Genomic DNA, 16,956 nt, shown 5'->3' with positions numbered 1-16,956 from the left:
TTAGGTGCGGAGCGTCAGTCTTTTGATTCTGGCTGCCACTTCCTCGACATGAAATGGCTTTGTCATATAGTCGTCCGCTCCAAGCTCCAGCGCTTTCACTACATCCTGGTTATCCTGCCTGCCTGTCAGCATCATAACGAACAAATTCTTTTCGTTTGAATATGTGCGTAAAGCTGACAGCACTTCGAGTCCATCCATATCCGGCATAACACCATCAAGGAGAACAATGTGCTTGCCCGCCTGTCTGATCCAATCGGAGTCTAACAAAGAGCTACCGTCTGCAAAAGCTCTTAGCTGAACACGGTACCCCCATCCATCTGTAAGCCTTCCAGATTGTCCTGAAGCAAGGAACGAATGATAGTATCATCATCTACTACCGATAGATAAAGAGATTTGTAAGGCTCTTCTCCCATATTATGATGACAAGATTCGTAAACATTTACTTGCTGCTTTCCGTTACGTTTTCCGTAATACAGCGCTTGGTCTGCTTGCTCGATCAGCTGCTCCAGCAATAATTGTTCATCACTTACTATCGATGCCACTCCAGCTGTAAAGGATGTATAGATAGTTGCCTGAGCCAACTCATGCGGCTGGTGTATGTAGCCCTCTAGGATCTTGCGCAAGCGGCTTGCTGCCAGTTCGCCCTTAATGCCTGGCATGAGCAGAAGAAACTCTTCTCCTCCATATCTGATGACATAATCCTCTTCTCTCACAGCACCTTTCAAATAGGCAGCAAAATTCCGCAGGACAATATCACCGCTAGCATGACCATATGTATCATTCACTTGTTTAAAATTATCGATATCAAGCACGGCACATGTAAAATCCGACTCACGACCAGCCGGGAAGCCAGCTAAGAATGAGCGGTTATATACTTGTGTTAGTGGATCGACTATGACTTGCTGCTCCATCGTATCTAAAAGTTTCAAACGATTAAAAATGATTTCGATTACCAACTCATCCACTTCATGCTGATCAATTATATCTGTGATGCCATTCCGAAAATAAAGCTGCTTTTCCTCAAATTTAAGATTTCCGCCAATAAACATAACAAAGGAAAACATCTTCTGCTGAACATAGACAGTATCTTCCTTAGTAATATGCTCTCGCCAGCTGCCATCTACCAGTGTTATAAGTGGATGTGCTTCATAAAGATGCGCAATTGCACGTTCTTTGTCCGCAGCTACAATTACTTGAAGCCCCTCCTTCTCGATACGCTCTCTCGCTCGCATGAGCCAGTCATTATTGCTGGATATTAACAGTACAGGCTCCTGCCTGATAAGTTCCCGTGGTCTAGCAGGAAGTTCAGCCTGCTGCTGTAATACTGCCTCGATTGCCTCTATGACTGGCATCCAAATATCTTTCGGCAGACGTTCTCCTTCTATTTCCCCTATGCGGATCAGCTGGGCTTCGGCAACTTCAGACAAGGTATTCAGTCCTATAGATGCTCCTGTGCCTTTCATTTGATGGACTAGCTGATACAAATCTCCTTTTCGTATCGTGTCCTGCTGCTTGAACATCACAAAACTTTCATTAATTTTCGTCGTAAATATCTCCTGGTATTTCTTCAATCTGTACACCTCTATCTTTATTAAGCACTTAACTCTTGGTGTAATAGCTAAGATTGCAGGTTGATTATATCACAACAAAAACCTTCAGCTTTGTTTCCCTAAAAATTTACTATTATAAAATAAATCAGTAAGTTTTACTATCAGGAGACCATATAGTAAGTGACCGAAAAACCAGATAATAATAGCCAACCAATCATCCACAGCTGATACGGGCTGATTGGCTAGAAGTGATAAGGGAAAATAAACACAGGCAGTGCAGAGACTTAAACCAATACCGATTATCCATCTGTTTCTCCCTAGTTTCTTTTTCGACAAGAAGTAAACTAGGACAATTGCCCAGGAAATAATAATGTGAAAGAGATTGAGCATATAATCATTCCAATCCACCTGTCGAATAAAAGGGATAAAATCGACATTAAGCAATAATGTATAAACCTTAATAGCCGTTATTTGCTGCCAAAGATACATCCAGGCTGACAGCGCAATACCAGCTATACCACCAATGCATAAAATACGAATCACCATCGAGTATTCCTCCTCTTTACCTATTCACTACCCAACCCCGTTTCTGCTTAAGCAAGTTATTTCCCACTTTTTAAATCGTTCTCTATCTGCTATGATAGTGGTAAGTATGGACGCTAGGAGGCCAATAGCATGAGTATAAGAGTGGAAAATACCCCGAATCCGAATGCGAAGAAATTCACTACTGATAAAATTATCTTTGAAGGCAACGGCAGTGTGTCTGTCATGCCTGGACAAACGAGCGAGTACGCTATCATGAATCAGCTAATGACAGTGGAAGGTGTCGATAATGTTTTCGGCTTCCAAAATTTCATTACAATTAACAAGCTGCCAAACGCAGATTGGGACGAGCTTTCTGCGAAAGTCGTCGCTGTCATGGAAGAAGCAGGCTATTAAAAAAAGCTGAGGAGCCAGAATGCTCCTCAGCTTTTATTTATCTTTACGGAAGAATCCATAGATACCAGCTGTCTCTACAACGTTCATGAAAGCTGATGGATCCACTTCTTTAATAATATGTTCCAAATCATACAATTCATATCGGGTGATAACGAGCATCAGCATATTTTTATCCTGCTGTGTGTAACCACCTCGGACTGGAATAATCGTAATACCTCGTACCATTTTATTATAAATCGCTTTAGATAGCTCGTCCGCCTTTGTTGTGACAATCATTGCAGTCACCTTCTCATAGCGGGTATGAATCGCATCGATTACTCGAGTCGAGACATACAGGGTGACTAGCGTATACAAGGCATTCGCCGGTTCATTGAGGACACCTGCCAAAATGATGATGATCCCGTTCAACAGTAGGAAATACGTGCCAACAGGTCTATCCTTCAGACGAGACAGAATCATGACGACAATATCCATTCCTCCAGTAGAAGCACCCCATTTTAATGTCAGTCCAACACCGACACCAGCAATAACGCCGCCGAATACAGCATTCAGGATAATATCATCCGATAGAGCATGAATCGGAAGCAGCTCAAGCATAACTGTCATACAAGCAACTGAAAAGAGACTATAAATGGTAAAGCCTTTGCCCACTTTCATCCATCCTAGAATCGCTACGGGGATATTCAATAAGAAAAGCCAGATCCCTGTACCGATTGAGGTGATGCCAAGAACTTGGGCAAAGAAATCGAATAAGAGCTGTGCAGCTCCGGTAAAGCCGCTGCCATATACACTTGCAGGTATCAGGAAGAAATTCAGTGCCACCGCATTGAGCAAGGCTCCGAATATAACTACCACAATACGTTTCACTTCAAAATAGAACAATTATGTACCTCCTTAAAGTCCCATACATTAAAAAGCTTGCGCAGAACGGCTGAAAGCTATTCCTGCGCTAAGCCCGCGAATCATTATAGCCGAAATCACTCTGGATGAAAATAGTTTTATTATGTAAGGAGCTAATATAGCCCCTAAAGTCATACACGAATCTTCACATCATGATGTCGCAGCCAAAAGTCAATCTGTCCTAGATGCGCAAGCAACTGCGGACCGGTCATCAATTGACCGAACCACGGAGCAGTCACATCCTGACCTTTACTTTTGACAAGTGCCTCAATGGATTTCCGGTCAAATAAGTCAAATAACCTCGCATCATCATCCCGAAGGATTTCTTCCAACCACTGCACGACAGCAGCCGTATAAACCGGATTATGTGTTTTTGGATATGGACTTTTCTTCCGATAAAGTACTTCATCCGGCAAAATTCCTTCGAGTGCTTTTCGAAGTATGCCCTTTTCCTTATTGCCATACGTCTTTATTTCCCACGGGATGTTCCAAACATATTCCACCAATCGATGATCACTAAACGGAACTCGGGCTTCAAAACTTGCTCCCATGCTCATCCGGTCCTTTCGATCGAGCAATGTCGGCATGAACCAATGCATATTCAAATAAAACATCTGCCTCCGTTTTGCTGCTTCGGCTTCCTCACCAGGCAGCAGTGGTGTTTCATCAATTGTATCTTGATATCTATCAAGCATATAGCCATGCAAATCAAGGTCATGCTGCCATTCCTTCTTTAGCAGACTGTTACGGACTTGGGCCGAGCGAATCCAAGGGAAGCCTTCTCTGTTCAAGTCATCCTCTCTATAAAACCACGGGTAGCCGCCGAAGATTTCATCTGCGCATTCGCCTGATAATGCCACCGTCACATTCTCCTTGATTCGTTCACAGAACCAGAATAAAGAGGCGTCGACATCCGCCATACCAGGCAGATCACGGAGAATGGTCGCTTCTTTTAGTGAGCCAGCTAATAATAGATTATCCATCACATGTGTCTTATGATTCGTACCAAATGCTTTTTGCATTTTCATAACAAATGTCTGGTCGCTAGCCGGCTGGAAATCGCTTTTCTTGAAAAACGTATCGTTTCCATCAAAATCGATCGAGAATGTCGAAAGCTGCCCTTTGCCTGTTTCCTTATAGTGATTCGCTGCAATAGCGGTTATTGCGCTAGAATCAACTCCGCCTGAAAGAAAGGTGCCGAGCGGTACATCCGATACAAGCTGCCGTATGACAGAATCTGTAAGTAATTCCCTTACTTTTGCAGCAGTTTCTTCTATAGAATCTGTATGCTCTCTGCTTTCCACATTCCAATACCGAGTCAGCTTCAAACCGTTCCGATCGAATTTCCCTATGTGAGCTGCCCGCAATTCCTTTATGCCTTTGAAAACACCATGCCCAGGTGTCCGAGACGGACCGAGCGCCAAGATTTCTGAAACCCCTTCATTGTCAAGCACTGCTTCCACTTCTGGATGAGCAAGAATCGCTTTCAGTTCTGAACCGATCAACAGCCCGCCATCCTGTTCCATATAGAAGAGTGGTTTTACACCTAATCTATCTCTTGCAAAAAAGAGGGTTTCCGTTTTGTCGTGCCAAATAGCGAATGCAAATATCCCATTGAATTTCTCGACACATGCTTCCTGCCACTCAACATAGCTCTTAAGCAGCACTTCCGTGTCAGAATGGCCTTGAAAGGACCATCCACGCTGCTTCAATTCCTTCCGAATATCTTCTGTGTTGTAAAGCTCACCATTATAAATCAATGTATAAGTCCCGCGCTCATCAGTATACTGCATCGGCTGTTTGCCTCCTGCAGCATCTACTACAATCAGTCGCCGGTGACCGAACAGGACATGTGGTGCGCCCCAATCGTTGTACTCATCCGGACCCCGTTTCGATAATGTCTGAGCCATTTTTTGGATCACAGGTTTCTCCTGCTCCAGATTACGTTTGAAATTAACCCACCCGGTTATACCGCACATATGCCCGCTCTACTCCTTTTCTCGCCTAAGTCATATATTAAGCCGTTACTTCTACAACATATGAAAAGTGGCGCTAAACGTGAGCAAAAGAAAAAAACCTGCCTTAGTAGGCAGGTTTATGGCAGGAATCCCATCGGAAGGATACCAAAGCCAAGCAATAATGTAATGACTAGCGCGATGAAGAAGATAATCCACCAAGCTTTTGCGGACTTTTCCTTCTTCAGTTTCACGAGAATCATCTCCATGCAGACGACGACGATCAGCCCTGCAATTCCCTTAATGACCGCCTGGACAGTAAAGGAAGATCCAGATGCGTCAAAATATCTCCATAATAGAACAAATCCAGTATAAAGGATGAGCAGATAATCAAGCCGCAGAATCATATGCGGAATTGTTGCCTGCTTTACTTTCTTCTCGCTATAAAGAACAAGCGCAAAGAAGAAGAGCAGAAGACCGAGTCCCCAGCCTATTATATGTGTAAGTATCATTCCGTCCATGGTGCGCCTCCTTTTATTATGTACCCGTACATCATACCATGTTTCCCATTATTGCCGCATCAAGACACACGCTGTTCGTTTTTCTTCCGAAGCGGCTGAATTTTCCCATATGTCAGTATGCGCCACAGCCATTCTATAGGTCCGAAGGTGAAATAACGGAACCATACACGGCTTAGCACAACTTGAATTACAAAGACGCCAATAACAAAGCAAACAAAGCCTAGCAGGGAAAATTCTGCATATAAGCCGAAGCCGATACCGTAGAACAAAACGAACATCAATACAGACTGGAATAAGTAATTGGACAAAGACATGCGCCCGACATAGCTTAACTGACGTGCAATCCAGCTGAATACAGGGAGATTTGATAGTAGCGTTATCAAAGAAAGGTAAAAAAGTGCACACGCTGGACCGCCGATATAATCCTGAGCATAACTCAGCCAAAGCGGAGCACCAATTAAGTATGGCCCTGCTTTAAGAACAAGAAAAAGGAATCCAGTAATAATAGTGAACCAAATGAGCTTGCGTCGGTTTGCTGAAGGGTCATGAAGCAGCTTCGTGCGCGCAAGATATGCACCTAGAAGCATTAATGGCAGCAGCATAAATATACCTACGATTATGCCCCCGACTCCGTTCGACATTGACCAGTCCGCGATGTTCTGCTGCAGGATGTCAGTGTATGTTCCATTGCCATAAGCAGTCAGCTTGCTTGTTATATCCATCGTGCTGGACAGCATTTCATCCATTCCTTCTCCAAGCATTGATAATGCCAGAGTTGAAACCGTAAGCAGCAGAACCACAGGAACAAGCAAAACCGGAATCATCGTCAGCAAAACCCATCTCGGTGTGTAAAGGAATGGAATAAGCAATAATCCAATAATTGCATATGTAAAAAGAATATCGCCATGCCAAATAAGAAATGCATGGATTGCTCCAAGTCCCAGCAGCACTAACATCCTTCTGCTTAGGAACCAGCCTGGCTTGATGCCGTCGCGTTTCCGGCTATCGAAAATAAGCTGCATGCCGAACCCGAATAATATGGAAAATAACGTGTAGAAACTAGCTTGAAAGAATATATCGATGCCGCCTAGCAGAAAGGTATCAAGTGGCGAATCCCATTCAGGTGAATCAATTCCTGGCATATAATAGGGAGAACCGAATGAAGGTGCATTTACCATGAAGATACCCAGTATGGCCGCCCCTCTTGCTGCGTCGATCCAATGCAGCCGTTTTGTCTGTGGCAAAGGTCTTATTTTTTCTTTCATCTCATTCCGCCTCTCGCTTAGTACAGATGCATCATTTACAAAATTAATATGGATGCTCTCTGTCAAAATTGCTAAAATTAGTATATCACATGCTACATAGCGGAAAGGGTTAATTTATGTTTAAGAAACTAGCTTCTGATGCTCTAGGTCTCTCTGATATCGGCAAGATCATTCCTCCAAGTGATTACGATAAGACGGATGCTGATGATTATGTCATGAATGAAAATAACGAAAAAATCTACTTTTTGATTAAAACGAAACAGGATGAGTATTGCTTTACAAATCTCTCCATCATCCATGTTGACGGTGAAAGCGCCGTTTCTTCCAAACGTACGCTTCGCCGTTACCCATATATGCAGCATCGCATCAGTAACGTGTATTTGGAAACAGCGGGTAAAGTGGATTTGGATATCGAAATTAAATTTTCCATCGATAATCAGGTAATCAGTATCGATGTTAAGAAAGACCAGATCGATCAGCTTAAGGATTTATATAAAGCTTTGCTGCGCATTGCAGAGATCAATTATGAAAACGGCTTATTTACAGATATGGCACATACAAGTCTGGATAAAGCAGCAGCCATACTCCAGCAATCACGTTATACAGACGGTACGCTGGATGAAACGTACCAGAAATTGACTGAATTCGGCTTCGAATGGCTGACATCTACCAAACATAAATATCATGCACATGATTTCGGCGCAGTTTACGAAAAATATATCAACAACTAAAAAAGAGTGACTCGCACTATGCGAGCCACTCTTTTTATAGCGGGCCTTCCCAAACCCCGTCGTATTTTTTATCAGTACTCAATATCTCATGTGCAAATGTACATACCGGCACAATTTGTTTCTCTTGTTCTCTTGCATAATCTACGACTCGATCTATCAATTGCTTTCCAATACCTGCGCCCTGCTTATCCTCTATTACCATAGTATGTTCAATGACAATATCATCAGATTCTGTGAATGTCACCTCTGCATCAGGCTGGTCACTATTTCCGATATAAAATCGCCCTTTTTCTTGTTTGATGTCAGCCATCGTACCACTCCTTCCTTTCCTTACTCTACCCGCATGATCAGCTAGGTATTCATATGGAAACCTGGTGTTTGCCGCTTCTAAATGTAGGGTAAAATGCAATGATCAAACTCAAGTAGAAAGGCGTCCTATATGCTTATCAAACTTTTACCGAGACCTTTACGAAAATATCTACATATGACAAAGCGTCAGCGCAAGCATGAGGCGCAGCTTAATCTTTGGATGATGCCGACAATCTATATCGCAGGAACGCTTCTTCTCGTAGCGATTCCACTGCTGTTGGATCTATATTTTGATTTACCAACTAAAACAACGGGATTCTTCAATGCTTCTGCTTCGAATACTGGTACTCTCGTGAGTGTATTAGTCAGCGGTACACTGCTTTTGGCAGCTTATACTTTGAACTCGATCCTAGTAGTCTTAACAAGTTTCAGTTCAGAGTATTCGCCGCGCATGCTTTTCAATTTTATCTCCGATAGGACGACACAGCATATTCTTGGGCTTTTTTATGGAAGCTTTGTGTTTATGCTCATTTCCTTCCTGTTTGTCACGAACAGTTCCCGCGATTATTTTACGGCTGTGCCGATCGCGTGTACGCTTGTCACACTGGCGGCAGTTATCGGTTTTGCTTTATTTGTAAACCATACAACAACATGGATGCAACTGCACAATATTGTGGATGCCATGAAAAGCGAGTCGGAAAGGATCATCCAATCGACTTTAATTGATGAGCTGGAGCCGTACCGCTGTGATGAACCTGGTTATACATTTGAGGATTACACAGGATACACTTGCAAAGCATCTAATTCCGGTTATATACAGCTGATTAACTTTGTGGATATGATCAAACAGGCAAAGAAAGATGATGTCGTCATAAGGATGGATGCCAAAGCAGGTGACTTCGTGTTGAAAGGCAATCGTTTGTTCAGCTATCGCGGACCCGGAGCGCAGGATGTGCAAATCGAGAAGTACAGCAAACTCATCCAAATCGGGCATAAACGATCCGAGATACAAGATGTAGATATGAGTATGAACAAACTAAGTGAAATTGCCATCAAGTCGATTGGAAATGATGATCCAACCTCCGCTATCAATACGTTTCATCAAATGGCAGATCTGATGATTAACATCGATGCATCTACCACACTCCACCCTTATTTGCAGGATGAAGAGGAACAGACAAGAGTCGTTTATAATACCGTCACTTTTTCTACGTATCTACATGAAGGTTTCGGACGGATTCGGCACTATACTCAAAAAGATTATCTCTTGATAGTGGAAATGATCCAAGTTTTCATCCGGATGACTGATACTATATCTGAAAAGAACTTCCCTATAATATGGGAGTTCGCCCAAGACACAATTCTCCATATCTCAGATTCTGCTTTCTTCCAGGCAGACCGAATTCGCTTACTGGAATATCTAAAACAATTAGCAGAAGTTACCGGCCATGCAAAAGATTATTACCCGCTGGAAAGACATCTCCAGCCAAAATGAAAAAGGAGACAGCAATGTTGCTGTCTCCTTTTCTTATACTCGTCGCAAGAGGCCTTTATCAAAGAAGTATAGATAGCTTTCCTTGACCGGTTTCTTCCAAATTCGTTCAATTGCCTTAGCGTAAAGTTCAATCTGAACCCGGTACTTCTCTGTGAGAATTTCTGCTCTCCTATTCGGATCTTCTCCGTAAAGTGTATCCGTTTTGTAATCCAGGAGCACAAGTCCATCTTCCTCCACTAGAATCTGATCGACCACTCCCTGAACGACTACCCTGTCAGAAGCTGCACCTGTCCAGTCGTTGTACAGTTCATTCGCAGGCAGTGCCAGTGTAAAAGGAGTTTCCCGATAGAAGTGTTCAGCTTGGCGTATGCGATCTGCTATTGAAGACTCTAGGAAATCAAGTATCCGCTCCACGTCAATTGATGCTGCAGCATCCTGCTGTAAAAATTCCTTATCTACCAATTCTAGCAGGAACTCCTCCAGCTTCTTCTTATCCCATTCCTTTCGGATATCAAGCTGCTGCAAAACAGCATGGACTGCACTGCCTCGTTCTGCTGGTGTAAGTTCCTTTGATTCTTGCAGGAAACGTGGTCTGCTGGCAATCGGAGCTCTTTGCTGAATACGGTTCATTATACCACTATCACTGTAGCTGTCCCGTATTTCCCGCTGACGCTTAATTTCAGTCACAGTCTGCTTTGCCCGGAACTTTGTCGCTTCTGTATGCAGGTAATGATAAGTCAGCCGGTTTTCCACTTCTTCCTTCCAATCCGGATCCTCTTCACCCGGATTCCAGTCAGTGATACGTTGAAGCAGCTCTTGGTTTGCTTCTTCTTCCTGTTCATCAGAAGTTAGATAGTCTCTGCTTTCTTGGATACGGATTCGCCACTGGGAACTATCTGCTGTGATTTCTGTCGGCAGGTGCTGTGATAGCTCTTCTGCTCTCAGTTCCATCGCTTGTTCATGACGCATTAGCGCAGGTGCCACCCAATCCAAATAGGATGTTGCTTCCAGTCGGTAATGCGACGGCAGCACCCATGACGGATGATCAGCAATTTGACGCCACTTTTGCAGCTTTTTCTCCAATGATGCGACATTGCCGACCATGACCAGTTTTTCCTTTGCACGTGTCAAAGCAACATAAAGCACACGCATTTCTTCTGCCAATGATTCCCGCTGTTTCTCTGCCTTTAATGCATGGTAAATCAATGTAGGATACATAAGCCGTTTCACTGGATCAATATATTTGCTGCCAAATCCTAGATCTTTATGCAGCAAATAGCGGTTGCGAAGATCCTGCTGATTGAACGTTTTATCCATCGCACCGGTGATGACAACAGGAAACTCTAGTCCCTTACTTTTATGAATGGTCATGATCCGAACAACGTCTTCCTGTTCACCTAAAGCCTTAGCGGCTCCAAGATCGTCTCCTCGTTCCTCCATACGTTCAATGAACTTCACGAAGCGGAACAGTCCGCGGAATGATGTATTCTCGTAGTTTCGGGCACGATCATAAAGAGCACGCAGGTTCGCCTGACGCTGTCGACCGCCTGGTATACCGCCAACAAAGTCGTAGTAGCCTGTGTCCCTCATGATCGACCAAATTAATGCTGATAATGCTCCCTGCCTTGCTTCCATTCTCCAGGAGCGCAGCCACTCCAGCAGGCGTTCGATTTTGATAGAAATCTCATCATTCGCCGTTCGAACATAGACCCTCGCAGCTTCGTAATAGCTGCTTCGCTGATCTGCTAGTCTTACTTTGGCAAGGTCATCTTCCTTCAGACCAATGATAGGTGATCGCAAAACAGCAGCAAATGGTATGTCCTGTAGCGGATTATCAATGATTTTCAGTACACTCATCATCACTTTTATTTCAATTGCCTCCAGATAACCTGTCGAAAGCTCTGCGTATACTGGAATGCCTTGCTGCTTCAGTTCCTCTACAATTGCCGGTGCCCACGTCATGGAGCGCAGCAGTATGACAATATCCCGATATTGAATATCGCGTTGCTGCTGTGTGGATTTATCGACAACCTTCATTGCATCGTGGCCATCGTGACCGATCCATTGCTGAATCATCCTGCTGTATGCTCGCCCTTCCAGCTGTGCTTTCTCCAGATCCTCCACCATTTCGGTGTCGGTGTCAGCATCTTCTGCTTCCTCCGTACCGTCGCGATTGATAATAACTAGCTCAACGTCGGTATCATCTTGTCTCAGGTCATCATACATTTTGTTTGCATAGATGAGTTCTGCTTCTTTTTCGTACTGCATTTCCCCAACATCTTCTGAGAAAAGCTGTCGAAAAATATAGTTTGCTCCGTCGAGCACTTGCTGCCGGCTGCGGAAGTTGCTGGCTAAATCAATTCGCATAGCTGGATGTTCTGGATCAGAAAAAGCCTTATATTTATTCAAGAATAATGTCGGTTCAGCATGACGGAAGCGATAGATGCTCTGTTTTACGTCTCCAACCATAAACATATTGCCACTTCCTGAACGGTCAGAAATCAATGTAACAAGTGTTTCCTGCACGAGGTTTGTATCCTGGTATTCATCTAATAATAATTCCTTGAAACGGTTCTGATAGCTTTCGGCAATGCTTGAGGGAATGATTTGTTCCGGTGTACTGTTTTCATCGATCAGCACCTCAAGACAAAAATGCTCCAGATCTGAGAAATCGACTAATGCCCGTTCCCGTTTCTCCAATTGATAACGGCTGCGGAATTGCTTGACTAGCAATGCGAGCTGTTGGATCGACGGATAAAGCTCCAGCATATCCGTTAAATAGACTTCAAGCTTTCGAGCAAACCAATCGCCGGAAAGCTTGCCCCATCTCTTTTTATAAGAATCACGCAGTGCTTTTGCCTGCGATTTTTTCATGTCATTACATTCAACCTTTTTGCCGGAAAGTCTGCCGAACGATTGCTCTTTTATGAAACTTACAGCGTCATTCCAGCTGCCTTCCACAAGGTGCTTCGCTTCGGCAATGAACTTCCTTTCAGCCTCGAAGGTTTCTGCGTAATGATGCGGCCCATCCGGTTCGCGTGTCAGAGCAAGACCTTGATCTGCTTCCTGCAGCATCGCCTGCAGCTGATCATTTGCTTCACGTTTCAATACTTGCAGCCATGGCAGTTCATTCTCATCCTGGATAGCAGACACATTATACAGCTCTGCCATCTGATCCAGCCAAGCCTCCGGATATGGATTCTGGGTAGCGAAATCATATAACTTCAGAATAAGATCTTCCACTTCCAGGTCATTGCGGTCATTGCTGAAACGATCAACTACGCCAAAGAAAGCTGCTTGCTCCTCGCCTTCCTTACCGTACCATTCTTCCAGCAGCTCCCCAATTACTTCTTGGCGAATCAGATCCGCTTCCAAGTCATCTGCAATACGGAAACCTGGATCCAAATCCAGCATATACGCATATTTGCGTACAACATCCAGGCAGAACGAGTGGAGCGTGGAAATAGACGCATTCTGCAGCAATGACAACTGCTTACGAAGATACTGAGAAGAAGGGTTTGCCTCCAAAGCCTTTTCAAGAGCTGTTCCAATCCGGCTGCGCATCTCTTGTGCAGCTGCATTCGTGAAAGTCACGACTAGCAGCTGATCGATATCAACCGGATCGTTTTGATTTACAAGCTTTTGGATAATTCGTTCAACAAGAACAGCCGTCTTACCTGAACCTGCTGCAGCTGCGACTAAGATATCATGTCCTTTGGCATCAATAGCCAGCTGTTGTTCGTCAGTCCACATTACCATGTCGTTCCACCTCCTTCTTGATGCTATTCAGTACATCTTCATCCTTCATATCTTTTATTGCACGATATTTATTACCGGCAAGTGATGCGTCGAATTGACACACTGCCTTGAAATCACAAAACGTACAAGCACTTCTATCATGATGGCGATAAGGATTCAAATGCACTCCGCCATTTGTTATATCCAGTCCAGCTTGCTCCATTAAAAATCTAGTATGCTGCTGCAAAGCATGGAAAGTGTCTTGATCTGCCGTCTGGGAACCAGCTCGGAATGCACCATCTTTTTTCAGGCCTGCCGGAATGATCTTACTCATACCTGATTCCAATGACGTGTCCATCATACGGGCAACAGATTCGTTTTCCAGCAGCATGCCTTGCATCTTGAACTTCTTGAATATCTCGTCCTCAATATCCACCTGTGATCTGCTCGATTGCGAAATCAGCGGATTATGCACATGGAAGTATAATACACCTGCCGGGGTCGCCTGGAGACCAAGCCACTGCTCCGAATGAGACAGAACAACATCCAGATAAGCGAGCATCTGGAGCGCGAGACCATAGTAGACTTCTGTCAGGTTCAGCGCTTTGCTGCTGGATTTATAATCGATAATACGAAGAAACAGATCTTCCTGATCGATTGCTTTGTCGACGCGGTCGATACGTCCTCTGAGCTGTACTTCATAGCCATTTGGCAGCGTGATCTCAATCGGCGGCAGTGTCTGATTTTCCCCGAAGTCAAGCTCAAGCCCAACTGGAGAGAACTTGCTTTGCCGCGCCTGTTCACTCAGCGTGTAGGCAGCACGTGCGATAATTTCCTGAAGCTTTTGCTGGATATACTTGAACCTGTTGGAGCTATGGAGAATCTGATTCTGCAGTACAGGTGCGAGGTTGCCCATCGCTCGTTTCGCATATCCTGTTGCATCTTCCCGGTTAAGCTGCGCATAATTCCGGCCATCCAGCTGTACCCAATCTGTAATCTGCTTCAATGCTTCATGGAAAAGCTGTCCGATATCCGGCGCATCCAGCTTGTAAGTCCGTCTGTTTTCCAACCCAAGACTGTACTTAGCAAAATGCTGATAAGAACAGCGGTAGTAGGTTTCCAAGCGTGACACACTTGCTTTCACCTTTTTCGGGAAAAGCTGCTCCTTTGTCTCTTCCGCCAAATCCTCTGTTTCATTCCGATAGAAGAGGCTTTGCAGTATCCTCCCTGTCAGCTCATCCTCGCTCTCATGGCTGATGAACCAGTTCAGTACACTATCCCAGACAGGATGAACTGGATAACCCCGCATTTTACGGGCCAGCTGAGTCGTAAGAGCAGAACGACTCTGATCGATAGTAGCAACAAAACGAGCCGTATCCAGACTGTCCTCCGGATCCTGAAGCATGCGCTCGTCACAGCACCAGTCGAATAAATCTTTCATGCGCTGCACGAGTGAAGAAGCCATCTTCGCCTTTCCTTCTTGATCACTGATTGGATAGCTTACCCAAAGCTGTTCACTTGCTGCCGTGAATGCAAGGTACATATAAAAGCTCTCATCCAGCAGCTGGCGCTTGCTTCCGGCCGCAAGCTGTAAGCCGTATACGGCCAGTACTTCCCGGTCCTCCTCGCTGATAAGTCCATCGGGCTTCGGTTTCATTGGCCATACGCCTTCGTTGACACCAAGCAGGAAAGCACATTTCAGTCCGCTTACCTTACTATGGTCGATCGTTCCGACAATCACTTGATCTAAGCTTGGCGGGATATGAGCGAATTCAAGCGATTCAAAACCCGTCTCCATTGTGTGACGGAAAACTTGAAAGGAAACGCGTTCGTCCCCAACAATCTCCACTGCTTCATCCAACAGCTGAAGTACACTATCCCACACTTGGTCCTGCTCTCTTGCTCTTTCCAGCTCACCACGATCGTCGAAAATAACTTGCATTCCCTCAAGGCGCTGCGGTACTTGCAGCTGTTCCAGCCAATTGTAAACAGCAATCGAGCGCTCACGGAATGTCTTACCTTCCCGCAGCTTTCGATCAAATTTCTTCATCGCATCCGCAACTTGACGGCGATAATGATTGATCCGTTTCTGGGTTTCCAATTCCTTATCAGTTTGCCGTGTTGTATCAAATCCGCGGAACCGCTGGAAAATCCAGTCTTCTTTCTGCAGCCAGCGATCCCTGGAACGAATACCATACTCAAGACAATAGTTCTCTAATTCATCAATTGCTTCTTCTGTCAGTGGATAAACTTCATCAGTCGATGGGATGAAACCTGTCTTCAATACGCGGAAAACAGCTTCATATCGCCAATTACCATCAACGACTTCCATCCCTGATCGAATCAGTTCCAGCAGCGGGTGATGAATCATCGGCTTTTTCTGGTCAATGAAAACAGGAATATGATAATCCGCAAATACTGTTTCGATCAGCTCATGATATACATCCGCCTGTCTGAGAAGCAAAGCAATATCCTGATAACGGTAACCTTTCTCCCGTACAAGCTTAACAATCTCCTGCGCGGCACCTTCGACCTCCGCTCTTGGGTGGACTGCCTGCGCCAAGGTGATTGGTACTTCCTGCTTCAACATTGGAGCTGGACGTGTCTCCAAGTGCTTCTCTAAATGAAGGAAAGCTGGGTTATGCCCAAAGCGCCCATCGGCAGGATTGAGCTGCTCGATTGAAGTGATCGGCACATTCCTTTCTTGCGCCGTCTGTTTAATCTGAAGGAATGTATCATGTGTGCGCGCAAACAAATCCAGCTCGTCAACATCCTGACGGTTTGCACCGTCCAATGTAAGTGTCACTGTTACTTGATCGGCTTCTGTCATCAGTGCACCGATTACCTCCAGCTCCTGCGGCGTGAACTGGTGAAACCCGTCCAGGTAAATCTCCGATCCTTTAACAGAATGCGACAATGGTATTTTAGACGCAAGCATTTGCAGCTGATCCTCGCTGTCAATATACTTATCCCGTAAAAGCGCGGTCAAGCGATCGTAAATATAGCTGATATCCTCCAGCTTATCCCGAAGTGTAACTTCAGGGGAATGCTGCTGTTGAAACTGCTCCATTTCCCGGATTTGAGCATGAAGAAGCTCTGGCGTAACACGATAGCGCTTCAGCTCTGTGATCATGCTTTCCAGCTGCCCCATAAAGCCGTTCTTCTCGATCGCTTTCTGAAAGACATTCCAGTCAGATTTACGTTCCTCGGTAATCTTCCGGAGCATCATCTGAACACCTGTTGAGGTAATGAACTGCTTGGTCGCACCGCCTGTCTCCTGCAGGATATACCAAGCCAGCCGCGACAGACTGTATACCTGTGCACGGATACTTCCTTCTACACCGGTTTGCCTGATCAGCGCTTGCTCCTGCTGAAAGGTCATCTGGTCCGGAACCAGATAAAATATATTCGAACCCATTGGATCACTTTTTAATTTAGCTGCAATCTCATCGAGACATGCACGGCTTTTTCCCGCTCCAGACCGGCCGATGATAAAACGTACACCCATTTTAAGCTCCACTCCTGTCTTCCAAACTAGTAATCTTATTCTATC

The 16,956-nt window shown here is 44.8% G+C and carries 13 protein-coding genes; 3 read left to right on the top strand and 10 right to left on the bottom strand.

Annotation, left to right across the window (positions count from 1 at the left end):
- The 3 genes from ACH6C1_RS12445 to ACH6C1_RS12435 form a co-directional block, all read right to left on the bottom strand.
- A complete protein-coding gene (locus tag ACH6C1_RS12445; protein ID WP_374077497.1) occupies window positions 1-267 on the bottom strand; it encodes a response regulator transcription factor in 267 nt (88 codons plus the stop codon).
- 23 nt (window positions 268-290) lie between these two features.
- Complete coding sequence (locus tag ACH6C1_RS12440; protein ID WP_374077495.1) at window positions 291-1,571, bottom strand: diguanylate cyclase; 1,281 nt, start codon at window positions 1,569-1,571, stop codon at window positions 291-293.
- An 84-nt stretch (window positions 1,572-1,655) separates the two neighbouring features.
- Window positions 1,656-2,096 carry a hypothetical protein gene (locus ACH6C1_RS12435; protein WP_095271317.1) on the bottom strand — a complete coding sequence of 147 codons (441 nt, stop codon included), beginning with the start codon at window positions 2,094-2,096 and terminating at the stop codon, window positions 1,656-1,658.
- 129 nt (window positions 2,097-2,225) lie between these two features.
- Here ACH6C1_RS12435 and ACH6C1_RS12430 point away from each other — a divergent pair, with 129 nt between their 5' ends.
- Window positions 2,226-2,489 carry a NifU N-terminal domain-containing protein gene (locus ACH6C1_RS12430; RefSeq protein ID WP_095219488.1) on the top strand — a complete coding sequence of 88 codons (264 nt, stop codon included), beginning with the start codon at window positions 2,226-2,228 and terminating at the stop codon, window positions 2,487-2,489.
- A gap of 33 nt (window positions 2,490-2,522) precedes the next feature.
- Here the strand turns inward: ACH6C1_RS12430 and ACH6C1_RS12425 are convergent, their stop codons facing one another.
- The 4 genes from ACH6C1_RS12425 to ACH6C1_RS12410 form a co-directional block, all read right to left on the bottom strand.
- On the bottom strand, window positions 2,523-3,371 hold the full coding sequence (locus ACH6C1_RS12425) for a YitT family protein (RefSeq protein WP_038559323.1): 849 nt from the start codon (window positions 3,369-3,371) through the stop codon (window positions 2,523-2,525).
- Window positions 3,372-3,520: 149 nt separating this feature from the next.
- The gene (gene asnB / locus ACH6C1_RS12420) at window positions 3,521-5,368 is read right to left on the bottom strand and encodes an asparagine synthase (glutamine-hydrolyzing) (protein WP_374077492.1); all 1,848 of its coding nucleotides are present in this window, start codon (window positions 5,366-5,368) and stop codon (window positions 3,521-3,523) included.
- 116 nt (window positions 5,369-5,484) lie between these two features.
- On the bottom strand, window positions 5,485-5,865 hold the full coding sequence (locus ACH6C1_RS12415; protein WP_374077490.1) for a DUF1516 family protein: 381 nt from the start codon (window positions 5,863-5,865) through the stop codon (window positions 5,485-5,487).
- Between the two features lie 59 nt (window positions 5,866-5,924).
- Window positions 5,925-7,130 (bottom strand): DUF418 domain-containing protein, encoded by a 1,206-nt coding sequence (locus ACH6C1_RS12410; protein ID WP_095219490.1) that lies wholly within the window; start codon window positions 7,128-7,130, stop codon window positions 5,925-5,927.
- A gap of 116 nt (window positions 7,131-7,246) precedes the next feature.
- Here ACH6C1_RS12410 and ACH6C1_RS12405 point away from each other — a divergent pair, with 116 nt between their 5' ends.
- Window positions 7,247-7,861: a PH domain-containing protein gene (locus tag ACH6C1_RS12405; protein ID WP_374077488.1), complete on the top strand. Its 615-nt coding sequence runs from the start codon at window positions 7,247-7,249 to the stop codon at window positions 7,859-7,861.
- 34 nt (window positions 7,862-7,895) lie between these two features.
- Here the strand turns inward: ACH6C1_RS12405 and ACH6C1_RS12400 are convergent, their stop codons facing one another.
- Window positions 7,896-8,171 (bottom strand): GNAT family N-acetyltransferase, encoded by a 276-nt coding sequence (locus ACH6C1_RS12400; protein WP_038559312.1) that lies wholly within the window; start codon window positions 8,169-8,171, stop codon window positions 7,896-7,898.
- A gap of 174 nt (window positions 8,172-8,345) precedes the next feature.
- Between ACH6C1_RS12400 and ACH6C1_RS12395 the strand changes: the two genes are divergently transcribed.
- The gene (locus tag ACH6C1_RS12395; RefSeq protein WP_175074357.1) at window positions 8,346-9,665 is read left to right on the top strand and encodes a DUF2254 domain-containing protein; all 1,320 of its coding nucleotides are present in this window, start codon (window positions 8,346-8,348) and stop codon (window positions 9,663-9,665) included.
- A gap of 33 nt (window positions 9,666-9,698) precedes the next feature.
- Here ACH6C1_RS12395 and addA read toward each other — a convergent pair whose 3' ends face one another.
- Together addA and addB are read right to left on the bottom strand one after the other, a co-directional pair.
- Complete coding sequence (gene addA, locus ACH6C1_RS12390; RefSeq protein ID WP_374077485.1) at window positions 9,699-13,424, bottom strand: helicase-exonuclease AddAB subunit AddA; 3,726 nt, start codon at window positions 13,422-13,424, stop codon at window positions 9,699-9,701.
- A complete protein-coding gene (addB, locus tag ACH6C1_RS12385; protein ID WP_374077483.1) occupies window positions 13,408-16,911 on the bottom strand; it encodes a helicase-exonuclease AddAB subunit AddB in 3,504 nt (1,167 codons plus the stop codon). Before addB ends, addA begins: the two co-directional genes overlap by 17 nt.
- Window positions 16,912-16,956: the final 45 nt, after the last annotated feature.

Source organism: Terribacillus sp. JSM ZJ617 (genome assembly GCF_044383785.1).
In the GTDB taxonomy this organism is placed as follows: Bacteria; Bacillota; Bacilli; order Bacillales; family Amphibacillaceae; genus Terribacillus.
This window is presented reverse-complemented; position numbering and strand designations above follow the sequence as displayed.